This is a genomic window from Afipia broomeae ATCC 49717 (assembly GCF_000314675.2).
In the GTDB taxonomy this organism is placed as follows: Bacteria; Pseudomonadota; Alphaproteobacteria; order Rhizobiales; family Xanthobacteraceae; genus Afipia; species Afipia broomeae.
The window spans coordinates 176,881-198,878 of the sequence record NZ_KB375283.1; the positions used below are offsets into that span (position 1 = coordinate 176,881).

A 21,998-nucleotide genomic window follows, 5' to 3' on the forward strand; every position below is an offset into this window, starting at 1 on the left:
AACCGTCCCGGAATCCGTCAGGAGCCCTGAATATGCTTGCCACCGAGCGCCAACCAGACTCCGCCGAAAATGCCCTGAAGCGTGTTCCGCTGCACGAACTGCATGTGGCGCGCGGCGGCAAGATCGTGCCCTTCGCAGGCTACGAGATGCCGGTGCAGTACACCGCCGGCGTGCTGAAGGAACATCTCCACACCCGCGCCTCCGCCGGCCTGTTTGATGTCTCCCACATGGGGCAGATCACGCTGACGGCGAAATCCGGCAGGGTCGAAGACGCAGCCCGCGCACTCGAAACGCTGGTCCCGCAGGACATTCTCGCGGTTCCGCACGGCCGCCAGCGCTATGCGCAATTCACCAACGATGCCGGCGGGATTCTCGACGATTTGATGGTGGCGAATTTCGGTGATCACCTGTTCCTGGTGGTCAATGCCGCCTGCAAGACCGAAGACGAAGCGCACCTGCGCAGGCATCTCTCCGGCACCTGCATCATCGAACCGCTGCCGGACCGCGCGCTGATCGCGCTCCAGGGACCGAAGGCGGTCGAGGTGCTCAGCAAGCATGCGCCGACAATAGCTGCGATGAAGTTCATGGATGCCGGGCCGCACACGGTGCAAATCTCTGGTCAAGCCATCGGCTGCTTCGTCTCACGCTCCGGCTACACCGGCGAGGACGGTTTCGAGATTTCGGTGCCCGCGAAAGACGCCGAACGTCTCGCAACGGCATTGCTCGCCGATCCCGCCGTATTGCCGATCGGCCTCGGCGCGCGTGACAGCCTGCGGCTGGAGGCAGGCCTCTGTCTTTACGGCCACGACATCGACACCACCACCACGCCGGTCGAAGGCGCGCTGGAATGGTCGGTGCAAAAGAGCCGCCGCCTGGGTGGCGTGCGCGCGGGCGGTTTCCCCGGCGCGGACGTCATCCTGAAGCAGTTCGAAACCGGCGCACCGCGCCGCCGTGTCGGCCTGCGGGCGGAAGGCCGCGCGCCGGTGCGCGAAGGCGCTGCGCTGTACGCCAGCGAAACATCGCCCGAGAAAATCGGCGCGGTCACCTCCGGCGGCTTCGGACCGACGCTGAACGCGCCGGTCGCCATGGGTTATCTGCCGACATCTCTTTCCACCGAAGGCACGGCTGTGTTCGCCGATGTGCGCGGGCAGCGTCTGCCGCTGCGCGTATCGGCGATGCCGTTCGTGCCCAATGGCTACAAACGATAGCAATCAACAGGCTGAGGATTTCATGACCACACTGTACACATCCGATCACGAATGGCTCCGCATCGAGGGCGATGTCGCCACCATCGGCATCACCGACTACGCCCAGACCCAGCTCGGCGACGTGGTGTTCGTCGAACTGCCGAAGGTCGGCCGCGCGCTGAAGAAGGCGGAAGCCGCCGCTGTGGTGGAAAGCGTCAAGGCGGCGTCCGACGTCTACGCGCCGATCACCGGCGAAGTGATCGAGGTCAACGACGCACTCGTCGCCGATCCCGCGCTGATCAATTCCGATCCCGGCAAGGCCGCATGGTTCTTCAAGCTGAAGATCGCCAACAAGGGCGATCTCGACGGCCTGATGGATGAAGCCGCCTACAAGGCCCACACGGCATAAGCCCGACAGAGTGAGGACCTACGCATGACCGCCATCCGCCCCTCCGCTGAACCCGCCGTCGATTTCGTCCGCCGGCATATCGGCCCTTCGCCGCGCGACATCAACGCGATGTTGCAGACCGTCGGCGTGGCCAGCCTGAGTGCGCTGATGGATCAGACGCTGCCGGCTTCCATTCGGCAGAAGGCGCCACTCGATCTCAGCAAGCCGCTTTCCGAGACCGAAGCGCTGACGCACATGCGCGGCATCGCGGCGCGCAATCAGGTGTTCACGTCGCTGATCGGCCAAGGCTACTCCGGCACGATCCTCCCCGCTGTGATCCAGCGCAATATTCTCGAAAATCCCGCATGGTACACGGCCTACACGCCGTATCAGCCCGAGATCAGTCAGGGACGTCTTGAAGCGCTGTTCAACTTCCAGACCATGATCTGCGATCTCACCGGCCTCGACATCGCCAACGCATCGCTGCTCGATGAAGGCACCGCGGCAGCGGAAGCCATGGCGCTGGCGGAGCGTTCGTCATCGGTGAAGACCAAAGCGTTCTTTGTCGATCATGAAGTGCATCCGCAGACGCTGGCGGTGCTGCGCACCCGTGCCGAACCGCTCGGCTGGTCGCTGATCGTCGGCGATCCTGCGCGTGATCTGGGCAATGCCGACGTGTTCGGCGCGCTGTTCCAGTATCCGGGCACGCATGGCGGACTGTTCGATCCGCGCGCGGCCATTGCAGCATTGAAAGCAAAAGGCGGCATTGCCGTCGTCGCTGCCGATCCGCTGGCGCTGACGCTGCTCGCATCGCCGGGCGATCTCGGCGCGGACATTGCGATCGGCTCGACCCAGCGTTTCGGCGTGCCGATGGGCTACGGCGGACCGCACGCGGCCTACATGGCGGTGAAGGATGCGCTGAAGCGCTCGCTTCCCGGCCGCATTGTCGGCCTGTCGGTGGATTCGCGCGGCGCGCCTGCCTATCGCCTCGCCTTGCAAACGCGCGAACAGCACATCCGCCGCGAAAAGGCGACGTCGAACATCTGCACCGCGCAGGTGCTGCTCGCCGTGATCGCGTCGATGTATGCGGTCTATCACGGCCCCGAAGGCTTGAGCCATATCGCACGGACCGTGCACCGGCGCACGTCAGTGCTGGCAGCCGGGTTGAAGAAACTCGGCTTCGCGCCGCTGAACGACAGCTGGTTTGACACCGTGACGGTTGCGGTGAACGGCGAGCGGCAGAAGATCATCTCTCATGCCGCGCATGAGCAGATCAATCTGCGGCTGGACGAAAAGACGGTCAGCATCGCGCTGGACGAAACCACAACGCCTGCGATTGTCGAGAGCGTGTGGCGCACCTTCGGCGGCAATCTGGTTTACGCCGACATCGAGAAGGAGGCACGCGACGCGCTGCCGTCCAGCCTCGCACGCACCAGCAAGTTCATGACCCATCCGGTGTTCCACGAGCACCGCTCGGAGACCGAACTCCTGCGCTACATGCGCAAGCTTTCGGATCGCGATCTCGCGCTCGACCGCGCCATGATCCCGCTCGGCTCCTGCACCATGAAGCTGAACGCCACCACCGAAATGATCCCGGTGACCTGGCCGGAATTCGGCGGACTGCATCCCTACGCGCCGAAGGAACAGGCTGCCGGTTATCACGCCATGTTCGCCACGCTCGAGAAATGGCTGGCCGACATCACCGGCTATGACGCGGTGTCGCTGCAGCCGAATTCCGGCGCGCAGGGCGAATATGCCGGGCTGCTGGCGATCCGCGCCTATCATCGCTCGCGCGGCGAGGCGCACCGCAAGGTGTGCCTGATCCCCTCCTCCGCCCATGGCACCAATCCGGCATCCGCCAGCATGGTCGGCATGGACGTGGTGGTGGTCGCCTGCGACGTACGCGGCGACGTCGATGTCGAGGACCTGCGCAAGAAGGCCGCGCAGCACGCGAACGATCTTGCCGCGGTGATGATCACATACCCGTCGACCCACGGCGTGTTCGAGGAGCACATCCGCGAAATCTGCGACATCGTTCACGGTCACGGCGGACAGGTCTATCTCGACGGCGCGAATCTCAATGCGCAGGTCGGGCTCGCCCGCCCCGGCGACTACGGCGCGGATGTCAGCCATCTCAATCTGCACAAGACCTTCTGCATTCCGCATGGCGGCGGCGGACCGGGCATGGGCCCGATCGGCGTGCGCGCCCATCTCGCGCCGTTCCTGCCCGGACATGTCGCAACCGACGGCGGCAAGGCCCCGGTCGGTCCGGTGTCGGCGGCGCCCTACGGCTCCGCATCGATCCTCGTCATCTCCTACATCTACATCCTGATGATGGGCGGCGAAGGCCTGACCCGGGCGACGGAAGTCGCAATCCTGAACGCGAACTACATCGCCAGGCGGCTCGATCCGCATTTCCCGGTGCTCTATCGCAACCACAACGGCCGCGTTGCGCACGAGTGCATCGTCGATCCGCGCGGGCTGAAGGCAGGATCGGGCGTTACCGTGGACGACATCGCCAAGCGGCTGATCGACTACGGCTTCCATGCCCCGACCATGAGCTTCCCGGTGCCGGGCACGCTGATGATCGAGCCGACCGAATCCGAATCGAAGGCGGAACTGGACCGCTTCTGCGACGCCATGATCGCGATCCGCCGCGAGATCGCCGACGTCGAGGCCGGACGATGGCCTATCGAGGCCTCGCCGCTGCGTCATGCGCCGCACACCGTGCACGACATCGCCGAGGATCACTGGCAGCGGCCGTATACGCGCGCGGAAGGCTGCTTCCCGGCCGGCACCTCGCGCAGCGACAAGTACTGGTCGCCCGTGGGGCGCATCGACAACGTTCATGGCGACCGCAATCTGGTCTGCTCATGCCCGCCGGTCGCGGATTACGCGCAGGCGGCGGAGTAGTCGCACGCGCGATTTCTAAACCGGTCATCCCCGCGAAAGCGGGGATCCACCTTCCTCTTTCTCATTTGAAGAGAACGACGCATCCGCCCCACATCCCACGGCATCGATAGCTCAGGGAGTATGGGTCCCAGCTTTCGCGGGGACGACGCCGCGAGAGAACAGCCGCGCTCACAGCTCAAAAACAAATCGGGCGCTGGGGATGTCGGCAACTCAACATCCACAACGCCCGTTTGCTTCCGAAGGTGCGATGGATGCCCGAAAAGGATTCCCGTCTTTTCGGATCGCACCGGCCGGGCCGTGAAGCCCGGTCGAAAATGAACTCTTTTTAGTTGTCGCGTTTTCTTAACGCGAACCGGTTCCCACTTCGCCTGAAAACGCTTTATTCGTCCTGCGGCTCCTCGCCGTCGGCATCGCGCTCGGGCGATCCTGCCAGAATCTGCTCGGCGATCAGGCCGGAGTTCTGCCGGATCGAAGCCTCGATCTTGGCGGTGATCTCGGGGTTCGCCTTGAGGAACGCCTTGGAATTCTCGCGGCCCTGCCCGAGGCGCTGGCTATCGTAGGAGAACCAGGCACCGGACTTCTCGACGATGCCGGCCTTGACGCCGAGGTCGAGGATTTCGCCCATCTTCGAGACGCCCTCGCCGTACATGATGTCGAATTCGACCTGCTTGAACGGCGGCGCCAGCTTGTTCTTCACCACCTTGACCCGGGTCGAGTTGCCGACGACTTCGTCGCGCTCCTTGATCTGGCCGATGCGGCGGATATCGAGGCGCACCGAGGCGTAGAACTTCAGCGCATTGCCGCCGGTGGTGGTTTCCGGCGAGCCGTACATCACACCGATCTTCATGCGGATCTGGTTGATGAAGATCACCATGGTATGGGACTTGTTGATCGAGGCGGTCAGCTTGCGCAGCGCCTGGCTCATCAGTCGCGCCTGCAATCCCGGCAGCGCGTCGCCCATCTCACCCTCGAGTTCGGCGCGCGGCACCAGCGCCGCCACCGAGTCCACGATCAGCACATCGACCGCGCCCGAGCGCACCAGCGTGTCGGCGATTTCCAGCGCCTGTTCGCCGTGGTCGGGCTGCGAAATCAGGAGTTCATCGACATTGACCCCGAGCTTGCGGGCATAGACCGGATCGAGCGCGTGTTCGGCGTCGATGAAGGCGCAGATGCCGCCCTTCTTCTGGGCTTCGGCCACCGTATGCAGCGCGAGCGTAGTCTTGCCGGAGGATTCCGGCCCGTAAATCTCGACCACCCGCCCCTTCGGCAGACCGCCGACGCCGAGTGCGATATCCAGCCCAAGCGAGCCCGACGGAATGACCTCAATGTCCATGGAGCGGTCGTTCTTGCCGAGCTTCATCACGGAGCCCTTGCCGAACTGGCGCTCGATCTGGGAGAGCGCGGCCGACAGGGCCTTGGTCTTGTCCATGGACGATCCTTCAACGATACGCAGGGCGGCGGGGGCCATCTGATGCTCCTCTTATGTATGGGATTCGCCTGCCGGACAAACGGCTTCCCAGGGTCGGCGGACCGGAATCGGTGGTGATCCGATGGACGAGAATGTACCCTTTTTGTTCCAAGTTCGCAATATGTTCTTTTCAGGGGCGGGGTACTGGCCTGTTTTAACCCTTAGTGGCCTGATTTGATTATGGAAGCGGCCTCTCATGGAACGATGTTCGCTATACGAACTTGGTTCCATGACAGCCGCCTTCAGGCGGCCGGTAGGACCATATCAAATGACAGGCCCAACAAAAACTACGATCCATCTCTCATGCCTGGACCAATTTAATCGCAAGCCAAAGGCGCGACCTTTGCCCGACACATGGATCGACAGCTTTATTCGTCGCCTGACACGGATTTTGAAAAGCATACAAACGACCGGGTGAGCAGGAGCCGATCCAACAATTCCCCCAGCCTCCCGGCGCGGGGGGTTTCTGGGCGTAGACTCATCCAAAGATTGGACTCGATTCTCATCCAGCGCAGGAACTAGGATGGAGCTCCCCTTGGCAGGGTGATCGCAATGCCCGTGAAGGACCACATCTGTCCCAAGTGCGGGAAGCCTTTGAAGTTGATGCTGCCGCCCGGTGGCGAAGGCCCGCGCACCTACCAGTGCATCCATTGCGATCGGCCAGACCCGATCAAATCGCCGCAGTTGAAGAAGCTGATTAAAGGGCTTTTGCACGAGCCCAAGAAGTAAGGCCCCGTGGCTGGTCCAAAAAGCCGCCGCCTCCCGTCAAGGAAGCGGCGGCCAAGTCTGGGAGGAACGCCCGACAAGGGCACCCCAGCGGTATGAGCGCCGCTGAGGTTCACGACGGCTCGCGTGAGCCGGCGTCTTCAAACCATGAATTGACGGCCGGGTCTGTGAAGATGATCACAGTCCGCAACGTCGGCGATCAGGCCCGGGCGCCGAGCGTTGCAGACCCCCTCGCCGAGCCCGCTCTCCGCCGTTCCGTTGCTTCGCCGTTCAAGGTTTTTTGCAAGGCGCCGCAGGGCTGTAACCCGAAGTGATGAATGGAGCCGAACTTTTGCCACGGCTATGCTTTTTCCTGTGACAGTTTCTTGACAGGAGTGCCGACCATAAACCCGACCCAGATCGCTAAATCGGCGCACGACCAGTTCATGCAGGTGGTCCACAAAGAGCTGGAAGCGTTTGAAAAACGCGAGAGGGAGTTTCTGGCCAGGGAACGCCAGGAGCGCGCCGAAGAACTAAAACTTGCACAGCAGCAGGAAGCCGGGCGCCTTCACTAGATCCGCTGCGCGGGCATCAACATACGGCCGCTCAGGCGGTCTCTTTGTTAAAATCTTCTTCAACTCGCGCTTTGCGCGCCGCCGAGTTTTGAAAATCGCCTTGGCCTACTTCCAATGAGGTAGACGTGTTCTGATCTTTCCGACGCGATTTCTGATGCAGCGAAAAACAGAACCCGCTAGGCTTGTCTCATCACCGTCCGACTGTGGCATCACCGGTGACTGAGAGTTTTGCGCTCCCGCCTCGTCCACGCGGAGCTACCCATGAACTCGTTCGATCCTTCAATGTGTCCCGTCTGCGGGCAACGGATGACCTTGGTCTTCACGAACAGGCACAAACAGTACGTGTGCGACACCTGCGACGGCTTTGATCCGTTCAAATCGCCGAAGTGGGACCGGCTTGTGCACGCGGTGCGGCCGCCCGAGGGGAAGTAAGATTTCCGCATCACGCCTCAGGCGCCGGAACCATCGGCAGCGTCCGTCTTGGATGTCCCCGCTGGGTCGGACGGCTCGGCGTCCGTCTCGAGCAGCCGGACCAGGTCGGCCATGCTGGTCGAATCCTGCGCCGGGGACGGAGTCTCGTCCCCCGCGGGCCATAGCCATCTCTGGATGAGCCGGATCAGGCTGAACATTCGTCCCCCGCTCGTCATATCTCAGCAAGACAAATGAGCCGCGGCTTTCGTTCCACCGCGATGCAAAAATATGTCGCGGCCGGCCATCCTCGCCAAGGGATCGTTTCGGCCAACCGCCGGTTGAACCGGTTTACGGAAACCGGCGGCTGCTTCGACAAGGCTGCCGCCTTGGCTCACCCCTGACGAACAGGAGAGCGCCATCCATGGCCCGGACCAATTCAATCTCGATCGAAGAAAAGTGGCAAAAGATCGCGGACGACACGCGAAACCAGGCGAGCAAGATGCCGCCCTGCCAGAAGCGCGATGAGCTTTTGAAGAAGGCCAGTCAGCTCGACATCGCCGTCAACCTGAACAACTGGCTGTCAGCAGATCCGAAACCTCTGAAATAGCCACCCGCGCGGCATCACTTCGTGGCGGTCGATTTCGATTTTGCCGGCTTGGCCGCAGGCTCGCTGCGGACCGAGGCCCATGGATCGTTGCTCGCCTTGGCGTCCGGGATCTTGGAACGGGCGGCCTTGGCCGCATCCTCATTGGCCTTGTTCCGCGCCTTTTCTTCCTCGGTAAGCTCCTTGGTCTCGTTGAGCCTGAAACCGGGAGTGAACTGGGCAAGCGCCGGGATAGAGACGGAAACCGTCATTGCTCCGATCAGCATCGCCACCCGAAACACGTGCATTGAAACTCTCCCCACCCCGGTCAATTTTTGAGGTTGTTCGTCTTTGAGACTGTTATCGCCGCCCGTCCGGCGACCGTGCACCGTTCTACTCCACCGTGAAACGATGGCCAAGACGGGGCGAGTACCCCGCAACGGCCGGAATCAGCCGGTTTCACGGTCATTTTATCTGTCCGCACGGCCGAGCCCTGCCGCGCGGCCCCTATCGTGAATCAATCCTGAATGCGACCGCACCCGGCGCGGGGCATCGGTTTAAAGGCTGGCAACCGGCCATACCCTAGTGTCCGAATCCGAAGTTCGCTTGATTCTGCGGCACCGTCTGGAGCGAACTTCGGATTCGGGAGACACTAGGAAAATATAACTCTCGTGAGGTTTGGGTTCGCAAGTCCGCAATGGAGCGCGCCGTAGAAACGATGCGGACTTGCGAACCACCACACGAGTCTGGCGCCCATGATCCAGAGGCTCGCAGCCATGACAGAAGCACCACAGGTGGACAGGCGGTCGCAAGCGCGCCGCCGCGTGTTCAAGGGCGGCGTCATCACATTCGGCGGCGCGGGAATCGATTGCACGGTGCGCAACATCTCGGGCGGCGGCGCGGCGCTGGATGTCGCCAACGCGGCGGTCATTCCGCCGACGTTCCGGCTCGCGATCAAGGCGGACGATTTTTTCGCCCGGTGCCGTGTGGTCTGGAGCAACGGCAAACGTTTCGGCATTGCGTTCGACTGAACGCATCGGCCGCAGAGCCCGGAAGATGAGCTAGAACGAAACCCCGAGGCGCGGGCCGTTCACCCATACGACGCGGCATTTCTTCTTGGAGCCGGCGTAGAGCAGTTCGAACCGCTGCGGCAGCGGCATACGAGGCGTCACCTCGAGACACGCTCCGCCCGCGGAATAATCCACGACATTGCAGCCGATCACCGGAGATTTCGGATCGACGATGATCTTGGCAGCTCGGGAGAGACTCCCCGACGGCTTCACGCGGTTAAAGCGGCGGTCTTGAGGCATGCGAACATCCGTGAATGATTTTGCAGAGATTACAGTCAGGCCACCCCTTGCACTGGCGCCCGTCTCGCCGACGGTGAGGCCATCTTTTTCTTGGTGGTTTCCGGTTTCAGGAAAATCACGCCAATCTGGTCGCCGTTCACGCGCACCATCTTGCAACGCCTGTAAGCCAGTCCCGTCGAGGACAGCAGCAGGAAGAATTCCTTCAGGTCCAGATTCCCGACGGAGCCGTCGACCTTCAGCAACGCGCCGCCCTCGGAAACGTCCAGCATCTTGCATGGGCGGCGCCAGGTGCCGTCTATTCCCATGATCTGAACATCGAAACCACGCTCGAAATCGATGCGCTGGCTCTTACGAAGTTCCTTGCTCATTGCGACCTCCTTCAGAGGCTGCTTGTGAAAATGTATTTCCAGAATTTCGGTTTACAGAAACTGTCGTCTTAAACGGCCGGCGCCGCAAAAACCGGACGCCGGTAGTGTCATAATAGTTCTACATTACGCGCAATTACTTAAACTTCCTTAAGCGTAAGGCCCTTTTTCAACCAGATGATACCGGCAGGCGTTATCGCCGCCATTATCCGCGCCCGCGTCATCGTTAACGATTGATGAAAAAAGCACCGCGCATTTAACCCGAACCCCACATCCGATTTTGATGTTTCCCGCATAGCGTCGAAGACCAGGGACGCACGACAAAACTGCGCGATGCCAAAAGCCGCGCGCTCAAAAAACGCGTGAACAGGGACTGGGACGTGGTCGAGATTGCCAACGCAGCACAAGCCGCCGCCGCGCGCCGCGCGGTGGGCTTGGCCCGCGAGCGAGCGGACGACAGCGGCCGCTCCGCAGCCGGAGCATCGGCCGCGCTGCCGCTGCTCGATACAATTTCCGCGGAACGCTGGCGGCGCCTGAGCGACAACGCCATCGAGCCGAATGGCTACTACCTGCCCGAATGGGAACTGGCGGTGAATGCTTCCGCACAGGCGCGCACCAATGTCAGCGCCCTCACGGCGAGCGTCGATGCCATCGTGCCCAACGACACGCCGCGCCTGATCGGCCTGCTGCCGGTGATTTCCGCATGGCGCGCCTACAACCTTCCCCTGCCCGCGCTTGTCAGCGCCGACCCTTACGGCACACTGGCAACGCCGCTGCTCGACCGCGACGGCGCGGACGAGGCTGCAGCAGACCTGATGCAGCAGGCACGCAACGCCGGCGCGCATGCGCTGATCCTGCGCGACATTCCGATCGACGGCGCCGCCATGATGGCGTTCACCCGCGCTCTCGCGAGCGATGGATTGAAGCCGCGCATCCTGCAAAGTCACGCCCGCGCCAGCCTCGACGCCACGCGCAATGCCGACGATCTGCTGCGCGACGCGCTCGGCCCGAAGAAACTCAAAGAACTCCGCCGCCAGCGCAACCGGCTCGCCGACCATGGCGAGGTCATCTTCACCATCGTGACCGCGCCGAGCGAAATCAAACGCGACCTTGGAATTTTCCTCACCCTCGAAGCCAGCGGTTGGAAAGCCAGGCGCGGCACAGCGCTGGCCCAGAACGAAGGCGACGCCGCGTTCGTCCGCCGCGCGGTGTTCGATGCGGCCGCGCGCGGCAGTTGCGAAATCGTGACACTGCATGCGGGTGAGACGCCGGTCGCGTCCGCCATCGTGTTGCGTCACCTCGACCGCGCCTTCTATTTCAAGCTCGGTGTCGACGAGAACTTCGCCAAATATTCGCCCGGCGTGCAACTGACGCTCGAACTGACGCGCCATATGTGCGCCGACCCGAGCATCGCGATGGTGGATTCCACCGCAATGCCCGGCCACCCCATGATTGATCCGATCTGGCGCGGACGTCTTGCCATCGGCGACGTCCTCATCCCGCTCAATCGCCGCGATCCGTTCGTGCCGGCCATCCGGCTCGGCCTCGCCCTGCGCGCGCTCGTTCGCGAGCCCGCGCGCCGCCTCGTTCATTTCATCAGAAAATTCCGGGAGACACGCTCATGAACGTCGCCTCAAGCATTTCGCCGGTCATCACTGCGGATAATGAATCGCTGAAACGGGATTTTCCGCTCAAGCCGTTCGCGATCCGTCACAAGCTCTCGGGTCATCCGCTGCTGACGCTGCCGCGCATCGCGCAGCTCGCATCAAGCATGCCCCGCGACCTGATCGAGTACAATTCCGGCGACGCCGCGATCAGCCAGGACCCCGACAAGGTGAAGAGCGTCGACCTCGATCCGATCGAAGTGGTCAACCGCATCCAGACCGCCGGCGCATGGATGGTGCTCAAGCGCATCGAGAAAACGCCTGAGTATCGCCAGCTTCTGGAAGACGCATTGACATCGGTCGCCCGCGCGCGCGGCTTCAAGAGCATCGAGGACGCGGGCTTTTCGCAGATCGAGGGCTTCCTGTTCGTGTCGTCGCCGAACTCGACGACGCCGTTCCACATGGACGCCGAGGACAATTTCTTCGTGCAGATCCATGGCGAGAAGGTCTTCGCGGTCTATGACAACCGCGACGGCAAGATCGCCGACGATGCGCAGGTCGAGCACTCGACCGTGAAGCACCGCAACGTTCCGTTCCATGAGAGCTTCCGCCCGCGCGGCACCGAATTCAATCTCGACGCCGGCGACGGCTGCTACATCCCCTATCAGTGGCCGCACTGGGTGAAGACCGCAGGCTCCTACTCGATCTCCATGGCAATCACCTGGAAGACCGAGGAAGTCCGCCGCCTGAACGACCTGCATCGCTTCAACTCGATGCTGCGCAGCCTGGGCCTGCCGCAGGCGGCCCCGGGCAAGAACCCGGCGCTCGACGCTATGAAACTCGCCGTGTACCGCACCGCCGCTGCGATCATCGAGCCGCTGCGCGGCTCGGAGACCATGCGCCGCATCATCCGCCGCATCGCGCTCGGCAAGAACGCGAACTACTATCTGAAGAAGGCGTGAGCTAATCGCTCACGCTCTCCCCTCGCTCCTCAGCGAACTCGGCGGCTGGCCCATGGCCTTGCGGAACGCCGCCGAGAACGCGCTCGAACTGCGATAGCCGTTGCGCTCCGCGACGCGCGAGATCGGCTCGCCGCTCACGATAGCCTCCAGCGCGTTGTGAAAGCGCACGCGCTGCCGCCAGGCGGCGAAGCTCAAACCCAGTTCAGCCTCGAACAGCCGCGCCAATGTCCGCGTCGATGCGCCCGCGGTATCGACCCAACTGTCCAGGGTGAGGCGGCTTGCCGGATCGGCCAGCAGCGCGTTGCAGACGCGCAGCAGGCGCGGATCGCGCGGCATCGGGATCACCAGCGACAGCCGTTTCGCCTTTGCGATCTCGCTCAGGATCAGCAGCGCCACCGCTCCGCCGCGCCCCTGCTCGTCATAGACCACCGGCTCCTCGATCAGGGCCAGCACCAGTTCGCGCAGCAGCGGTGAGACTTCGAGCACCGTCGGTGCGGACGGAAGATCGTCACGGGCATCGCGCGCGATGTAGAGCGTGCGCATTTCCACATGCCCGCGAATGCTGATCGCGTGCACCGTCCGCGCCGGAAGATACACCGCGCGATCCGGCGGCACGATCCACGCCTCGCCAGCCGTGCGCACCCGCATCACGCCCGTCACCGCATAAACGAGCTGGTCGCGCGCATGATGATGCGGCTCGATCTCGAAGCCGTCCTTGAAGCTCTTCGACATCGCCGCCAGCGGACGCGGCACGAACTGATAGTCGTTGGCGTCAGTGCTGCGGCGTGAACGCGGGGTCATGGCCGGTCGAAGTCCCGATGGCAGATTCTCGACGAAAATTGGCATGACCACGCCATCCTGCCAAGGGTACTTTTTCGTCAGAGATTCTGTTTCGAGGCTCCCATGACGCGCGACCGCATCCATTTCCTGTTCCTGAACATCGGCCACTATCTGGATCATCTGTTCACGCTGATCTTCGCCACGGTGGCGGCGCTCGCGCTCTCGCGCGAATGGGGCCTCAGCTACAGCGAACTCCTGAAATATGCGACGCCGGGCTTCTTCGCGTTCGGGCTGTTCTCGCTGCCCGCCGGCTGGCTCGCGGACAAGTGGAGCCGCGAGGGCATGATCGTCGTTTTCTTCATCGGCATCGGCATTTCGTCGATCGCAACCGCATTCGCGCAGACGCCGCTTCAGGTCGGCATCGGTCTCTTCATCGTCGGCATGTTCGCCGCGATCTATCATCCGGTGGGCCTCGCCATTGTCACCCAGAAATGGAAGAACACCGGCATGCGCCTCGCCGTGAACGGCGTGTGGGGCAATCTCGGCGTCGCCAGCGCTGCGCTGATCACCGGCTATTTCATCGATCACGGCGGCTGGCGCACCGCTTTCGTGGTGCCGGGCATCTTGTCCATCGTCATCGGCGTGCTCTATGCCGCGCACCAGTGGAGCGAAGTGTCCACTGCGCACCAGAAGGCGCCGGCAGCCGCTGCCGCCCCGCCTGCGCAATCCGCCGACATGAAGGCGCTGCTGCTGCGCATCTCCGCCATCGTGTTTCTCACCACGGCTGTTTCCAGCCTGGTGTTTCAGTCGACGACCTTCGCGCTGCCGAAAATCTTCGACGAGCGGCTGCAGGGCATCGCGACCGACATGACGCAATGGCTGGCGGCGAGCGGCGTGGCGGCAGCCAAGGGCGACATCGCCACCATGGTCGGCGCATTCACCTTCATCGTGTTCGCGGTGGCCTCATTGGCGCAGCTCGTGGTCGGCAGCCTGCTCGACAGGCTCGGGCCGCGCACGGTTTTCATGATCGTCGCCGCGATCCAGATCGTGTTCTTCGCGGTGATGCCCGGCCTGCGCGACGTATGGGCGCTGGCGGCGGCGTTCGGCTTCATGCTCGGCGCGTTCGGCCAGATTCCGATCAACGACTTCATGATCGGCAAGATGGCGAGCGGCGAAGCCCGCGCGCGGATCTACGGCGTGCGCTATGTCGTCAGCTTCACGGTGCTCGCGCTGGCGCTGCCGATGATTTCGTTCGTCTACGGCAACTACGGCTTCGACACGCTGTTCCGGCTGATGGCAAGCGCGGCGGCGGTCATCTTCGTCGCGGTGGCATGTCTGCCGGCGAAGCTGCCGACGCCGGTTGCGGCGGCGGCGTAGCAGCTCCTCCCTGTCATTCCGGGGCGCGAGCGAAGCAGGCGAACCCGGAATCCATCACCTCAGATGCAAGAATGGATTCCGGGCCTGCGCCCAAGGGGCGCATCCCGGAATGACGGCATTACCGGAACCGTTCACGCCGCCTGATTGATCTCCGCCGAGACCTGACGGATCGCACGGGCGAGCTGATCCGCAGGCTGCGCGCCGGAGACCGCGTACTTCTGCGCGAACACGAATGTCGGTACGCCGGAAATGCCCTTCTCCGAGGCTTCCTGCGCCTGACCTGAAATGCGGTCCACGTCCTCGTCGGTGGCAAGGCGCTTGCGCACGCTGTCCGCGTCCAGACCGACGTCAGCCGCCGCCTGCACCAGCACATCGGTATCGGTGAGATCGCCGCCATCGCGGAAATAAAGCTCCATCAGGCGCTGCTTCATCTGCGCCGCCTTGCCCTCCGCCGCGGCCCAGTGGATCAGGCGATGGGAATCGATGGTGTTGGGCTGGCGCTTCACGCGGTCCGAATTGTATTCGAGCCCCTCCTCAGCAGCAGCCGCGACCACGCGACCCGCGATGCCTTTGTAGGCCTCGGGAGACCCGAACTTGGCGGTGAGGTATTCGTCGCGCGAGATGCCTTCGCGCGGCACCCACGGATTGAGGAAGAACGGCCGCCAGTTCACCTCGACTGGAACATCCGGCACCAGCGCCAGCGCATCTTCAATCCGCTTCTTGCCGATGTAACACCACGGGCACACCACGTCGGACACGATATCGATCTTCAACGGCTTCAAAGTGCTCATGATGGAATCCTCGGGGCTGTTTCTCGGCCTGATGTGACCGGAAGATAAGCCATTGAGGCCATGAGACAAGGCGCGACGGCCGTTACTGCGCCTGCGGAATCGCCTTGGCCTGCTTGACGTAGGCTTCGATTGCCGCAAATCCCTCGGCCTTCGGCATGCCGTCAAGAACGTCGCCGGGCGTGCACCAGGGATACGGCAGGCGCGACAGCCAGTTCATTGTCGCCGCGAGTTCGGCGGCGGGAAACATGTTCATCACATCGATGGTGATGACGAGTTTCTCAACCAGACCGTCCCAACCGAACGTCCAGCCGTAACGCCCGGCACCAACCCGGACCTTGCCGTCGCTCTTGGCGGACATCCCGACCAGCCAGTGACATGAAAAGTTGCGGCGGTCGGCGTCCGACGGGCGCGAGAGGCAAACCGTGTAGACGTTTTCGTAGTCGATGCCGAAACGATGGACCAGCACGTCCGCGATGGCCTTCACGCCCCTCGCCGTGCTCGGAAACGAAATGGCGTCGGTCTTCACCACCATTTCAAGCTCGGCATTCGCGTCGAAGGCGCGCTGCATCAGGAACGGCCGGTTGCCGTCCTTGGCCAGAATGTAGGTCTCAACGGCGTCAGCGGGGCTTATCATCATGTCCATCGATCCATGCGTTTTTTTGCGCTTGTAGGCGATGAACGAGAGAACCTGCAATCACCGCGGCTGCATTGCCCTCATGAACGCAGCGGTCTTCTCATCTGCCGGAAAGAAGGTCTCGAGCGCCAGCTCCGACAGGGTGACGTCCACCGGCGTGCCGAAAATCATGGTGGTGGAGATGAAGCTCAGCACCTCGTTGCCGAACCGCATCTGGAAAGGGATCGCCACGGAATCGGCGAGGCTCGAGCGCACCCCGCCCCGCGCCGGGATCGGATAGGTTTTCAGCTCGTCATAAAGCGCGACCAGCACCGGATCGGCGGTGGCCTCGCACTGGCGATGCAGCCGCTCCAGCAGATGCCCGCACCATTCCGCAAGATTGACCGTGAGCGGCGCGAGGCCCTGCGGATGGAAGCTGAGGCGCAGGACGTTGAGCGGCGGCTCCAGCAGCGACGGCGCGACGCCGGCAAGGAAAGGCGCGATCATGGCGTTGGCCGACACCAGATTCCAGTGCCGGTCGACGGTCAGCGCCGGATACGGCTCGTGGGCCTTGAGGACAAGCTCCATCGCCTGACGCGCGGCGGCGAGCGCAGGATCGTCGAGCGAGCGCGTGGGGAACGCCGGCGCGAATCCAGCCGCGACCAGCAGCACGTTGCGCTCGCGCAGCGGCACGTCGAGCCGCTCGGCAAGCCGCAGCACCATGTCGCGCGACGGCGCGGCGCGGCCGGTCTCGACGAAACTCAAGTGCCGCGCGGAAATCTCGGCATGGCCTGCAAGATCAAGCTGGCTGAGATGGCGGCGCTGCCGCCATTCGCGCAGGTGCTCACCGAAGTGATTGGGCGGAGTCTTCACCAAAGACTTGGCGGACGATTTGACGGCGCGGCGCGCCGAAGATGGTGCGTTCATCATGGTGAAAAACCTACCATGCAGATTTCGCACGTTCCATTACCTGCAAGGTAATCGATTTGATCCCCTCGCCGGATCATCTTCCGCATCACAGGAGATGACCGATGACCACGCGAACGACATCACAACCACAGCCCGCCAATCAGCAGCCGCCCTCGGCGAAGGCCGGCCGGACCGCAGGGTGCGACACTTCCATCATCGCGACAAGCCCGCTGGGCTGGATCACCAAACTCGCCAAGCGCCTGCTCGCGCAATCGCTCAACATGCCCGAGCCGCTGCTGCACGACACCGGCGTGTTCGTGTTTGCCCATGTGCGGGCCGCCGAAGACCGGGCGCTGAAGACGCTCTGCCCGCTCACCCTGCTGCGTCAATACCTCGCCCGCCGCCGCAAGTTCTGACCCGACCCACCCGTCAACCCCAAAGGAGAACTGACATGCTCAATGCGTCCCCCTTCCTTCGCCGCGCCCTTCAGATCGATGCCATCTTCAGCGGTGCAGCCGCGCTGATGCTGATATTTGGCGCAGGCTTCTTCGCCGCACTGCTGAATCTGCCGGAAGCCTTTCTGCGTAACGCCGGCCTCGTGCTGGTGCCTTTCGCTTTGGGCGTTGGCTACCTCGCCTCGCGCGACGTGGTGTCAAAGACTGCCGTATGGGCCGTGATCGCCATCAACGCGATCTGGACCATCGACAGCATCGCATTGCTCGCCAGCGGCTGGGTCTCGCCCAATCTTCTCGGACAGGCCTTTATCGTGATGCAGGCGATCGCCGTCGGCGTGTTCGCGGAACTGGAATTCATCGGGCTGCGCAAGAGCGAAGGCGCCGTGACTGCACGCTGACTGTCATGATTTCAAAACGAATGCCGGGCCGGACATCCCGTCCGCCCGGCATTTTCATGCCGCCTCATGATTTCCGGATTCGATCCAAGTTTAACGATCTCTGTTCCAGCCATTTAATTCAAAACGGCTAGCTTTGATCCCTGTCGTTGATGGGAGACGAAGATGTCGGTTATCGAAGCGGAATTTGGAACGAACACCGAAGATACGTTCGATCACCGCCTGCCGCTCGTTCTGCTGCGCGAACGCCGCCGCGAACTGGTGATGCAGATGGGCTCCGGCGCGCCTGCCCTATCAAAGGCTCTGATTCAGGAAATCGCGGCGATTCAGCAGACCATCAAGGCCGTGGAAGCCGTCATCGCCGAATAACTCGGGCGGCATTCATCCACAGGCGAGCGTGGCCGCGCCCTTGCCGGGGCCAGTCCGGGCAGGCTTCAGTCCCCCCACCGCAATCGTGCGGAGCATCTCTCCGGGGGACTTGTCATGAATCTCAGCGCACCGACGTTTCCGATCTTTTTGATTTCGGTCATTCTCGCCGTGCTGGCCGCACTCGTCGCCTATGCCGGCGTCAAGATTCCGCTGGTCAGCGGTCACGCCTTCGCCACGCTCGGCATCGGCTACATCCTGCTGCTGGCAGGAAATCTTTTCAGAGGTCTGTGAGCGCGGATGTCGGGGCGGCGGTTGCGCGCCGCCGCCGGATGATCAGGTCGATGAAGCCCGGCTCGCACGATCCGGGCTTTGCGCCTGGACGATCTGCGAGAGCGGCCTGGTCCGCGCCGACTTGGTCTTGGTCGGCTTGCCGGTGCCGCGCGCATGCGGATTGGCCTTTGCGCCCGTCCTGGCGCCGCCCACCACGGTCTTGCGCTTCGGCGCGGCCTTGGATTTCAGGGATTTGGACTTCGCCGCCTTGACCACTTTCTTCAAGGACTTGTCGGCCTTCTTGCCGGTCTTCAGCGCCTCTTTGGCGGCCTTCTTCTCGGCCTTCAGCTTCAGCCGCAGTTTCTCGGCGCGAGCCTCGGCGCGTTTCTTCGCGCGCTTCTTCTCACAGTGGTCGCACTTGCAGCCGATCGGTTTCAGGAAAATCTTGAAGTAGTCGGTGCCGTAATCGTAGTTGATCTCCTCGCCCGGCTGGATGGTCTTGATGGCGCGGATCACGACCTTGCGCTTGCGCGAGTTGACGTCGGACTCGGCGTTCGGCCGGCAGGCGTGATTGATGTAGCGGGCGATGTTCTTGCGGACCGAACCGTCGATGGTCCAGCGATTGTTGATTTCAAACAGATACTTGTTGTCGATGTCGTCGTGCTTCTTGTTCTTCGAATCAAGCATCGGCCCGAAGTAGCGGATGATCTTGGTGCCCTTCTTGATCTTCTGCGTGGCGAAGAGACCGAGGCCGGTCTTGGAGCGGCCGATGCGATAGGGCTTATTCGAGGATATTTCGGGCATGGCTCACTGCAAAACCAACGAGGACACAAGGCGCGTTAGCGGTGTTCTAATGCGATTCCGCACAACATGACATGATTTTCGCGTCAAGCCCAAGAACGATCCACACGCCTGACGCTGCCAATGGCGATGTGTGACAACAGCGCCTGGCAAAACGGGTTCCAGTTCGCGCCGGGCACATTTCACAGCGTTTTCATGATGACGGTGATACCCCGCGCGCCTTCCCCGGCAGGGCATCGGGGCAACCGCTCAAAATATCGGCAGCATGAGGGCCGAACTTAAATCGGCCGATGGTCCGGCGTCATCATCGTGGCAAGCAACGCTTCCACGGTCGTACCGGGCGGCAGGCCGTCCATGATCGGCGACAGCCGGCCATCCAGATAAAGCATTGCGAATCCGTGCACCATCGACCAGATCCGCGCGATATCGGCCGCCTGCTCCAGCGTCAGATGGTCGGGTACGACCTCTTCGTGACGGCGGGCAGCAACGATGTTGGCGAGCTTGATAAAGGCGGCTTCGGATGCCTCGCGCAGCGCGGGCCGGTCGTGATCGAGGCGCTCGCCCCGAAACATCAACTGGAACATGCACGGATTATCCTGCGCAAAGGCGACGTAAGCGCTGGCCTTGCGTGCAGCGACAGCCTCCGGAGCAACCTCGCTGCACGTCGCTGCGCCAAGTTGCTCGGAGAACTTCTTGAAACCGATGGCCGCCAGTTCGCTCAAAAGACCGGTGACATCGCCGAAATGATGCGCCGGCGCGGCATGTGAGACACCCGCCTCGCGTGCCACCGCGCGCAGCGTCAGCCCGTTGATGCCCTCGCGCTCGGCGACCGTCTTGGCCGCCTTGAGCAGGGCTTCATGCAAATCGCCGTGATGATAGGGCTGGCCGCGATCACCCTTGTGAGCGGACCTGGCAGCGGCCGGAGAGGTTTTTTTCACAGACGCAGGCTTGGACAGCGGCTTTTTTCCAGCCGCTGCGGTCTTCGGGAGTTTCTCCCGCTTTGCTGCGTTTTGAGCACCCATGACCGCAATCTAGGTATGCATTTTGACGCTGTCAAGATTTTCCTTGACGACTCCCCGGCGAGGGCCTAAATGCATCTTTACAACGTCAAGATATTTCCAGGCAGACCGCCATGGCCCTCTTTTTGATCCTCGCTCCGTTCGCCACTTTCGCCACGCTCATGCTGCTGACGACGGTGAAGATCAGCCTTGCGGCCAGCGCTCTGGTCGCTTTCGGCCTGGTCCTCCGAGATATGATCGAAGGCCGCTCGGTCAAGATGCTGCCCATCGGCGCCCTCGTCATTTTCACTTCGCTCGCCGGATACCACTTTATCGCTGCCGCCGAGATGAGCCCGACATCCGTCCGTCTCGCCGTCGATGGCAGCGTGCTCGCCATCGCACTCGTTTCCATCGCAATCCGCCTGCCCTTCACGATTCAGCATGCGCGGGAAGTGGTTGATGCCGAAACCGCCAAGCTGCCGCACTTCATGCGGACCAACTACATCCTCACCTGGGTCTGGAGCGCAGCCTTTGTTCTGATGCTCCTCGCCGACATGGTGACGATCTATCTGCCCAGCACGCCGCTGTGGGTTTGCGCCGCTATCGCGTTCGCCGCCCGCAACACCGCCACCTACTTCACGAAATGGTACCCGAAGCACGTTCGCGCCGGGATCGCGGCCAGCGCCAATGCGGCTGCTGCCTGATCCCGACCACAGCGCAATCGTTACAAACTCAAGGAGCCTTCGATGGCCCGCACTGCTCTCAAGATTGTCCTCGGCTTCCTCTCGACTGCTGTCTTTTTCGCGGCCTTCGTTCTCGTCGGCGATGTCGTGCTGGCGGCCTTGGCCGCGATCTCCGTGGTCGTCGCCCAGATCGTGTTCGGGCGAACCACCAGCGCGAAGCCAAGCGTTGCGATCTGGGGCAGTCTCGCAATTGTCCTGACGCTCACCGGCGTTTCTCTTGCCGGCGACGATACGACAGAGCCGCTGGTATCGCAGACCGACATCACCGGCACGGTGACCGATTGCGCCTGCAAGCCCGCGGCCAAGGTGCGCAGCTTGCCCGTCCCGTTCCGCCACGCTCCGCAAACCCCGAAAGCCCTTGCTCCGGCGCCCGGCCCCGTGTGACAGTTGCGGCATGGCCGCCGTCTTTCGTCAGCTCTTCGTCGATTTCTTCTCCACTATCGTCTTCCTCGTGGTCTATGCCGCGACGGGAGACATCTTAATCGCGACAGGCGTCGCCATCGCAGGCGCGATCGGGCAATTCATCCGCGCGCGGATCAAGCGGCAGAAGCTCGACATCATGACGTGGGCGAGCCTTGGGCTCGTCATCGTTCTCGGCAGCGCGACGCTGCTGACAAAGGATCCCCGCTTCGTCCTGATCAAACCCAGCATCGCGCATTTCGCCATCGGCGCGATCATGCTGCGCAAAGGCTGGATGCTGCGTTACCTGCCGCCGATCGTGCAGGAGAACATCCCTCACCTCGTCACCCTCGCGGGCTATGCCTGGGCCGTTCTGATGTTCGTCCTCGGCATCGGCGTCATTGTATTCGCCATGATTGGCGACGTGAAACTGTGGGCGTTTTACGTGACAGTGATTGCCATCGGCGCCAAGGTGCTGGCATTCGCCATTCAGTATGTGGTCTTCCGGGTCACCATCACCCGGAAGCTCCGCGCCGCAGCCGCGGCGGCCCAGGTGTCATCAGCCTGACAAATTGACGCGGGCAAATTGCATCCGGGTCTGGAAAATGCGTTATATCGTCGCTGGCG

General features: G+C 62.6%; 27 protein-coding genes. 17 read left to right on the forward strand and 10 right to left on the reverse strand.

Features of this window, described 5'->3' with window-relative positions:
• The first annotated feature begins 32 nt into the window (after positions 1-32).
• The 3 genes from gcvT to gcvP are packed head-to-tail and all read left to right on the forward strand — an operon-like array spanning position 33 to position 4,488.
• Complete coding sequence (gcvT, locus tag HMPREF9695_RS13290) at positions 33-1,208, forward strand: glycine cleavage system aminomethyltransferase GcvT (RefSeq protein WP_006021363.1); 1,176 nt, start codon at positions 33-35, stop codon at positions 1,206-1,208.
• 22 nt (positions 1,209-1,230) lie between these two features.
• Positions 1,231-1,596, forward strand: coding sequence for a glycine cleavage system protein GcvH (gene gcvH / locus HMPREF9695_RS13295; RefSeq protein WP_006021364.1), 366 nt, complete (start codon positions 1,231-1,233; stop codon positions 1,594-1,596).
• A gap of 24 nt (positions 1,597-1,620) precedes the next feature.
• Positions 1,621-4,488 carry an aminomethyl-transferring glycine dehydrogenase gene (gene gcvP, locus HMPREF9695_RS13300; RefSeq protein ID WP_006021365.1) on the forward strand — a complete coding sequence of 956 codons (2,868 nt, stop codon included), beginning with the start codon at positions 1,621-1,623 and terminating at the stop codon, positions 4,486-4,488.
• Between the two features lie 379 nt (positions 4,489-4,867).
• On the opposite strand, the gene recA is transcribed toward gcvP, so the two are convergent.
• Complete coding sequence (recA, locus tag HMPREF9695_RS13305) at positions 4,868-5,956, reverse strand: recombinase RecA (protein ID WP_006021366.1); 1,089 nt, start codon at positions 5,954-5,956, stop codon at positions 4,868-4,870.
• A 552-nt stretch (positions 5,957-6,508) separates the two neighbouring features.
• On the opposite strand from recA, the gene HMPREF9695_RS26395 reads away from it, so the two are divergent.
• The 3 genes from HMPREF9695_RS26395 to HMPREF9695_RS13325 all read left to right on the forward strand — a co-directional run bounded on the left by HMPREF9695_RS26395 (position 6,509) and on the right by HMPREF9695_RS13325 (position 8,254).
• Complete coding sequence (locus HMPREF9695_RS26395) at positions 6,509-6,685, forward strand: zinc ribbon domain-containing protein (RefSeq protein WP_006021367.1); 177 nt, start codon at positions 6,509-6,511, stop codon at positions 6,683-6,685.
• Between the two features lie 314 nt (positions 6,686-6,999).
• Positions 7,000-7,236, forward strand: coding sequence for a hypothetical protein (locus tag HMPREF9695_RS13315; RefSeq protein WP_006021368.1), 237 nt, complete (start codon positions 7,000-7,002; stop codon positions 7,234-7,236).
• A gap of 832 nt (positions 7,237-8,068) precedes the next feature.
• Positions 8,069-8,254 carry a hypothetical protein gene (locus HMPREF9695_RS13325; RefSeq protein ID WP_006021371.1) on the forward strand — a complete coding sequence of 62 codons (186 nt, stop codon included), beginning with the start codon at positions 8,069-8,071 and terminating at the stop codon, positions 8,252-8,254.
• A 14-nt stretch (positions 8,255-8,268) separates the two neighbouring features.
• On the opposite strand, the gene HMPREF9695_RS13330 is transcribed toward HMPREF9695_RS13325, so the two are convergent.
• Positions 8,269-8,538: a hypothetical protein gene (locus HMPREF9695_RS13330; protein ID WP_006021372.1), complete on the reverse strand. Its 270-nt coding sequence runs from the start codon at positions 8,536-8,538 to the stop codon at positions 8,269-8,271.
• Positions 8,539-9,006: 468 nt separating this feature from the next.
• On the opposite strand from HMPREF9695_RS13330, the gene HMPREF9695_RS13335 reads away from it, so the two are divergent.
• Positions 9,007-9,261 (forward strand): PilZ domain-containing protein, encoded by a 255-nt coding sequence (locus HMPREF9695_RS13335; RefSeq protein ID WP_034459147.1) that lies wholly within the window; start codon positions 9,007-9,009, stop codon positions 9,259-9,261.
• A 30-nt stretch (positions 9,262-9,291) separates the two neighbouring features.
• On the opposite strand, the gene HMPREF9695_RS13340 is transcribed toward HMPREF9695_RS13335, so the two are convergent.
• Both HMPREF9695_RS13340 and HMPREF9695_RS13345 read right to left on the reverse strand, forming a co-directional pair.
• On the reverse strand, positions 9,292-9,540 hold the full coding sequence (locus HMPREF9695_RS13340; RefSeq protein WP_006021374.1) for a PilZ domain-containing protein: 249 nt from the start codon (positions 9,538-9,540) through the stop codon (positions 9,292-9,294).
• Between the two features lie 35 nt (positions 9,541-9,575).
• Positions 9,576-9,908: a PilZ domain-containing protein gene (locus HMPREF9695_RS13345; RefSeq protein WP_006021375.1), complete on the reverse strand. Its 333-nt coding sequence runs from the start codon at positions 9,906-9,908 to the stop codon at positions 9,576-9,578.
• A gap of 377 nt (positions 9,909-10,285) precedes the next feature.
• On the opposite strand from HMPREF9695_RS13345, the gene HMPREF9695_RS13350 reads away from it, so the two are divergent.
• Together HMPREF9695_RS13350 and HMPREF9695_RS13355 are read left to right on the forward strand one after the other, a co-directional pair.
• Positions 10,286-11,530, forward strand: coding sequence for a GNAT family N-acetyltransferase (locus tag HMPREF9695_RS13350; protein WP_006021376.1), 1,245 nt, complete (start codon positions 10,286-10,288; stop codon positions 11,528-11,530).
• Positions 11,527-12,471, forward strand: a complete 945-nt coding sequence (locus tag HMPREF9695_RS13355) for a cupin-like domain-containing protein (RefSeq protein ID WP_006021377.1) — start codon at positions 11,527-11,529, stop codon at positions 12,469-12,471. Before HMPREF9695_RS13350 ends, HMPREF9695_RS13355 begins: the two co-directional genes overlap by 4 nt.
• A gap of 9 nt (positions 12,472-12,480) precedes the next feature.
• On the opposite strand, the gene HMPREF9695_RS13360 is transcribed toward HMPREF9695_RS13355, so the two are convergent.
• Positions 12,481-13,317, reverse strand: a complete 837-nt coding sequence (locus HMPREF9695_RS13360) for an AraC family transcriptional regulator (RefSeq protein ID WP_006021378.1) — start codon at positions 13,315-13,317, stop codon at positions 12,481-12,483.
• A 57-nt stretch (positions 13,318-13,374) separates the two neighbouring features.
• Between HMPREF9695_RS13360 and HMPREF9695_RS13365 the strand changes: the two genes are divergently transcribed.
• A complete protein-coding gene (locus tag HMPREF9695_RS13365) occupies positions 13,375-14,628 on the forward strand; it encodes an MFS transporter (RefSeq protein ID WP_006021379.1) in 1,254 nt (417 codons plus the stop codon).
• 131 nt (positions 14,629-14,759) lie between these two features.
• Here HMPREF9695_RS13365 and HMPREF9695_RS13370 read toward each other — a convergent pair whose 3' ends face one another.
• From HMPREF9695_RS13370 to HMPREF9695_RS13380, 3 genes are all read right to left on the reverse strand, one after another.
• The gene (locus tag HMPREF9695_RS13370) at positions 14,760-15,419 is read right to left on the reverse strand and encodes a DsbA family oxidoreductase (RefSeq protein ID WP_006021380.1); all 660 of its coding nucleotides are present in this window, start codon (positions 15,417-15,419) and stop codon (positions 14,760-14,762) included.
• Between the two features lie 82 nt (positions 15,420-15,501).
• A complete protein-coding gene (locus tag HMPREF9695_RS13375) occupies positions 15,502-16,056 on the reverse strand; it encodes a hypothetical protein (protein ID WP_006021381.1) in 555 nt (184 codons plus the stop codon).
• 57 nt (positions 16,057-16,113) lie between these two features.
• Positions 16,114-16,959, reverse strand: a complete 846-nt coding sequence (locus HMPREF9695_RS13380; protein ID WP_041712791.1) for a helix-turn-helix domain-containing protein — start codon at positions 16,957-16,959, stop codon at positions 16,114-16,116.
• 104 nt (positions 16,960-17,063) lie between these two features.
• Here HMPREF9695_RS13380 and HMPREF9695_RS13385 point away from each other — a divergent pair, with 104 nt between their 5' ends.
• From HMPREF9695_RS13385 to HMPREF9695_RS26675, 4 genes are all read left to right on the forward strand, one after another.
• Entirely contained in the window at positions 17,064-17,357 is a 294-nt protein-coding gene (locus HMPREF9695_RS13385) for a hypothetical protein (RefSeq protein WP_006021383.1), read from the forward strand.
• Between the two features lie 35 nt (positions 17,358-17,392).
• Positions 17,393-17,794 carry a hypothetical protein gene (locus tag HMPREF9695_RS13390; RefSeq protein ID WP_006021384.1) on the forward strand — a complete coding sequence of 134 codons (402 nt, stop codon included), beginning with the start codon at positions 17,393-17,395 and terminating at the stop codon, positions 17,792-17,794.
• A 162-nt stretch (positions 17,795-17,956) separates the two neighbouring features.
• Positions 17,957-18,160 carry a hypothetical protein gene (locus HMPREF9695_RS13395; protein WP_006021385.1) on the forward strand — a complete coding sequence of 68 codons (204 nt, stop codon included), beginning with the start codon at positions 17,957-17,959 and terminating at the stop codon, positions 18,158-18,160.
• A gap of 114 nt (positions 18,161-18,274) precedes the next feature.
• Complete coding sequence (locus HMPREF9695_RS26675) at positions 18,275-18,451, forward strand: hypothetical protein (RefSeq protein WP_006021386.1); 177 nt, start codon at positions 18,275-18,277, stop codon at positions 18,449-18,451.
• 42 nt (positions 18,452-18,493) lie between these two features.
• Here HMPREF9695_RS26675 and HMPREF9695_RS13400 read toward each other — a convergent pair whose 3' ends face one another.
• Positions 18,494-19,234 carry an SET domain-containing protein gene (locus tag HMPREF9695_RS13400; protein ID WP_006021387.1) on the reverse strand — a complete coding sequence of 247 codons (741 nt, stop codon included), beginning with the start codon at positions 19,232-19,234 and terminating at the stop codon, positions 18,494-18,496.
• Between the two features lie 275 nt (positions 19,235-19,509).
• Complete coding sequence (locus HMPREF9695_RS13405; RefSeq protein WP_006021388.1) at positions 19,510-20,253, reverse strand: TetR/AcrR family transcriptional regulator; 744 nt, start codon at positions 20,251-20,253, stop codon at positions 19,510-19,512.
• A gap of 110 nt (positions 20,254-20,363) precedes the next feature.
• Between HMPREF9695_RS13405 and HMPREF9695_RS13410 the strand changes: the two genes are divergently transcribed.
• Genes HMPREF9695_RS13410 through HMPREF9695_RS13420 form a run of 3 tightly spaced genes read left to right on the forward strand, consistent with a single transcriptional unit; the run spans position 20,364 to position 21,939 of the window.
• Positions 20,364-20,933 (forward strand): hypothetical protein, encoded by a 570-nt coding sequence (locus HMPREF9695_RS13410; protein WP_006021389.1) that lies wholly within the window; start codon positions 20,364-20,366, stop codon positions 20,931-20,933.
• A gap of 42 nt (positions 20,934-20,975) precedes the next feature.
• Positions 20,976-21,356: a hypothetical protein gene (locus HMPREF9695_RS13415; RefSeq protein WP_006021390.1), complete on the forward strand. Its 381-nt coding sequence runs from the start codon at positions 20,976-20,978 to the stop codon at positions 21,354-21,356.
• Between the two features lie 10 nt (positions 21,357-21,366).
• Complete coding sequence (locus tag HMPREF9695_RS13420) at positions 21,367-21,939, forward strand: inner membrane-spanning protein YciB (protein WP_006021391.1); 573 nt, start codon at positions 21,367-21,369, stop codon at positions 21,937-21,939.
• Positions 21,940-21,998 lie beyond the last annotated feature (59 nt).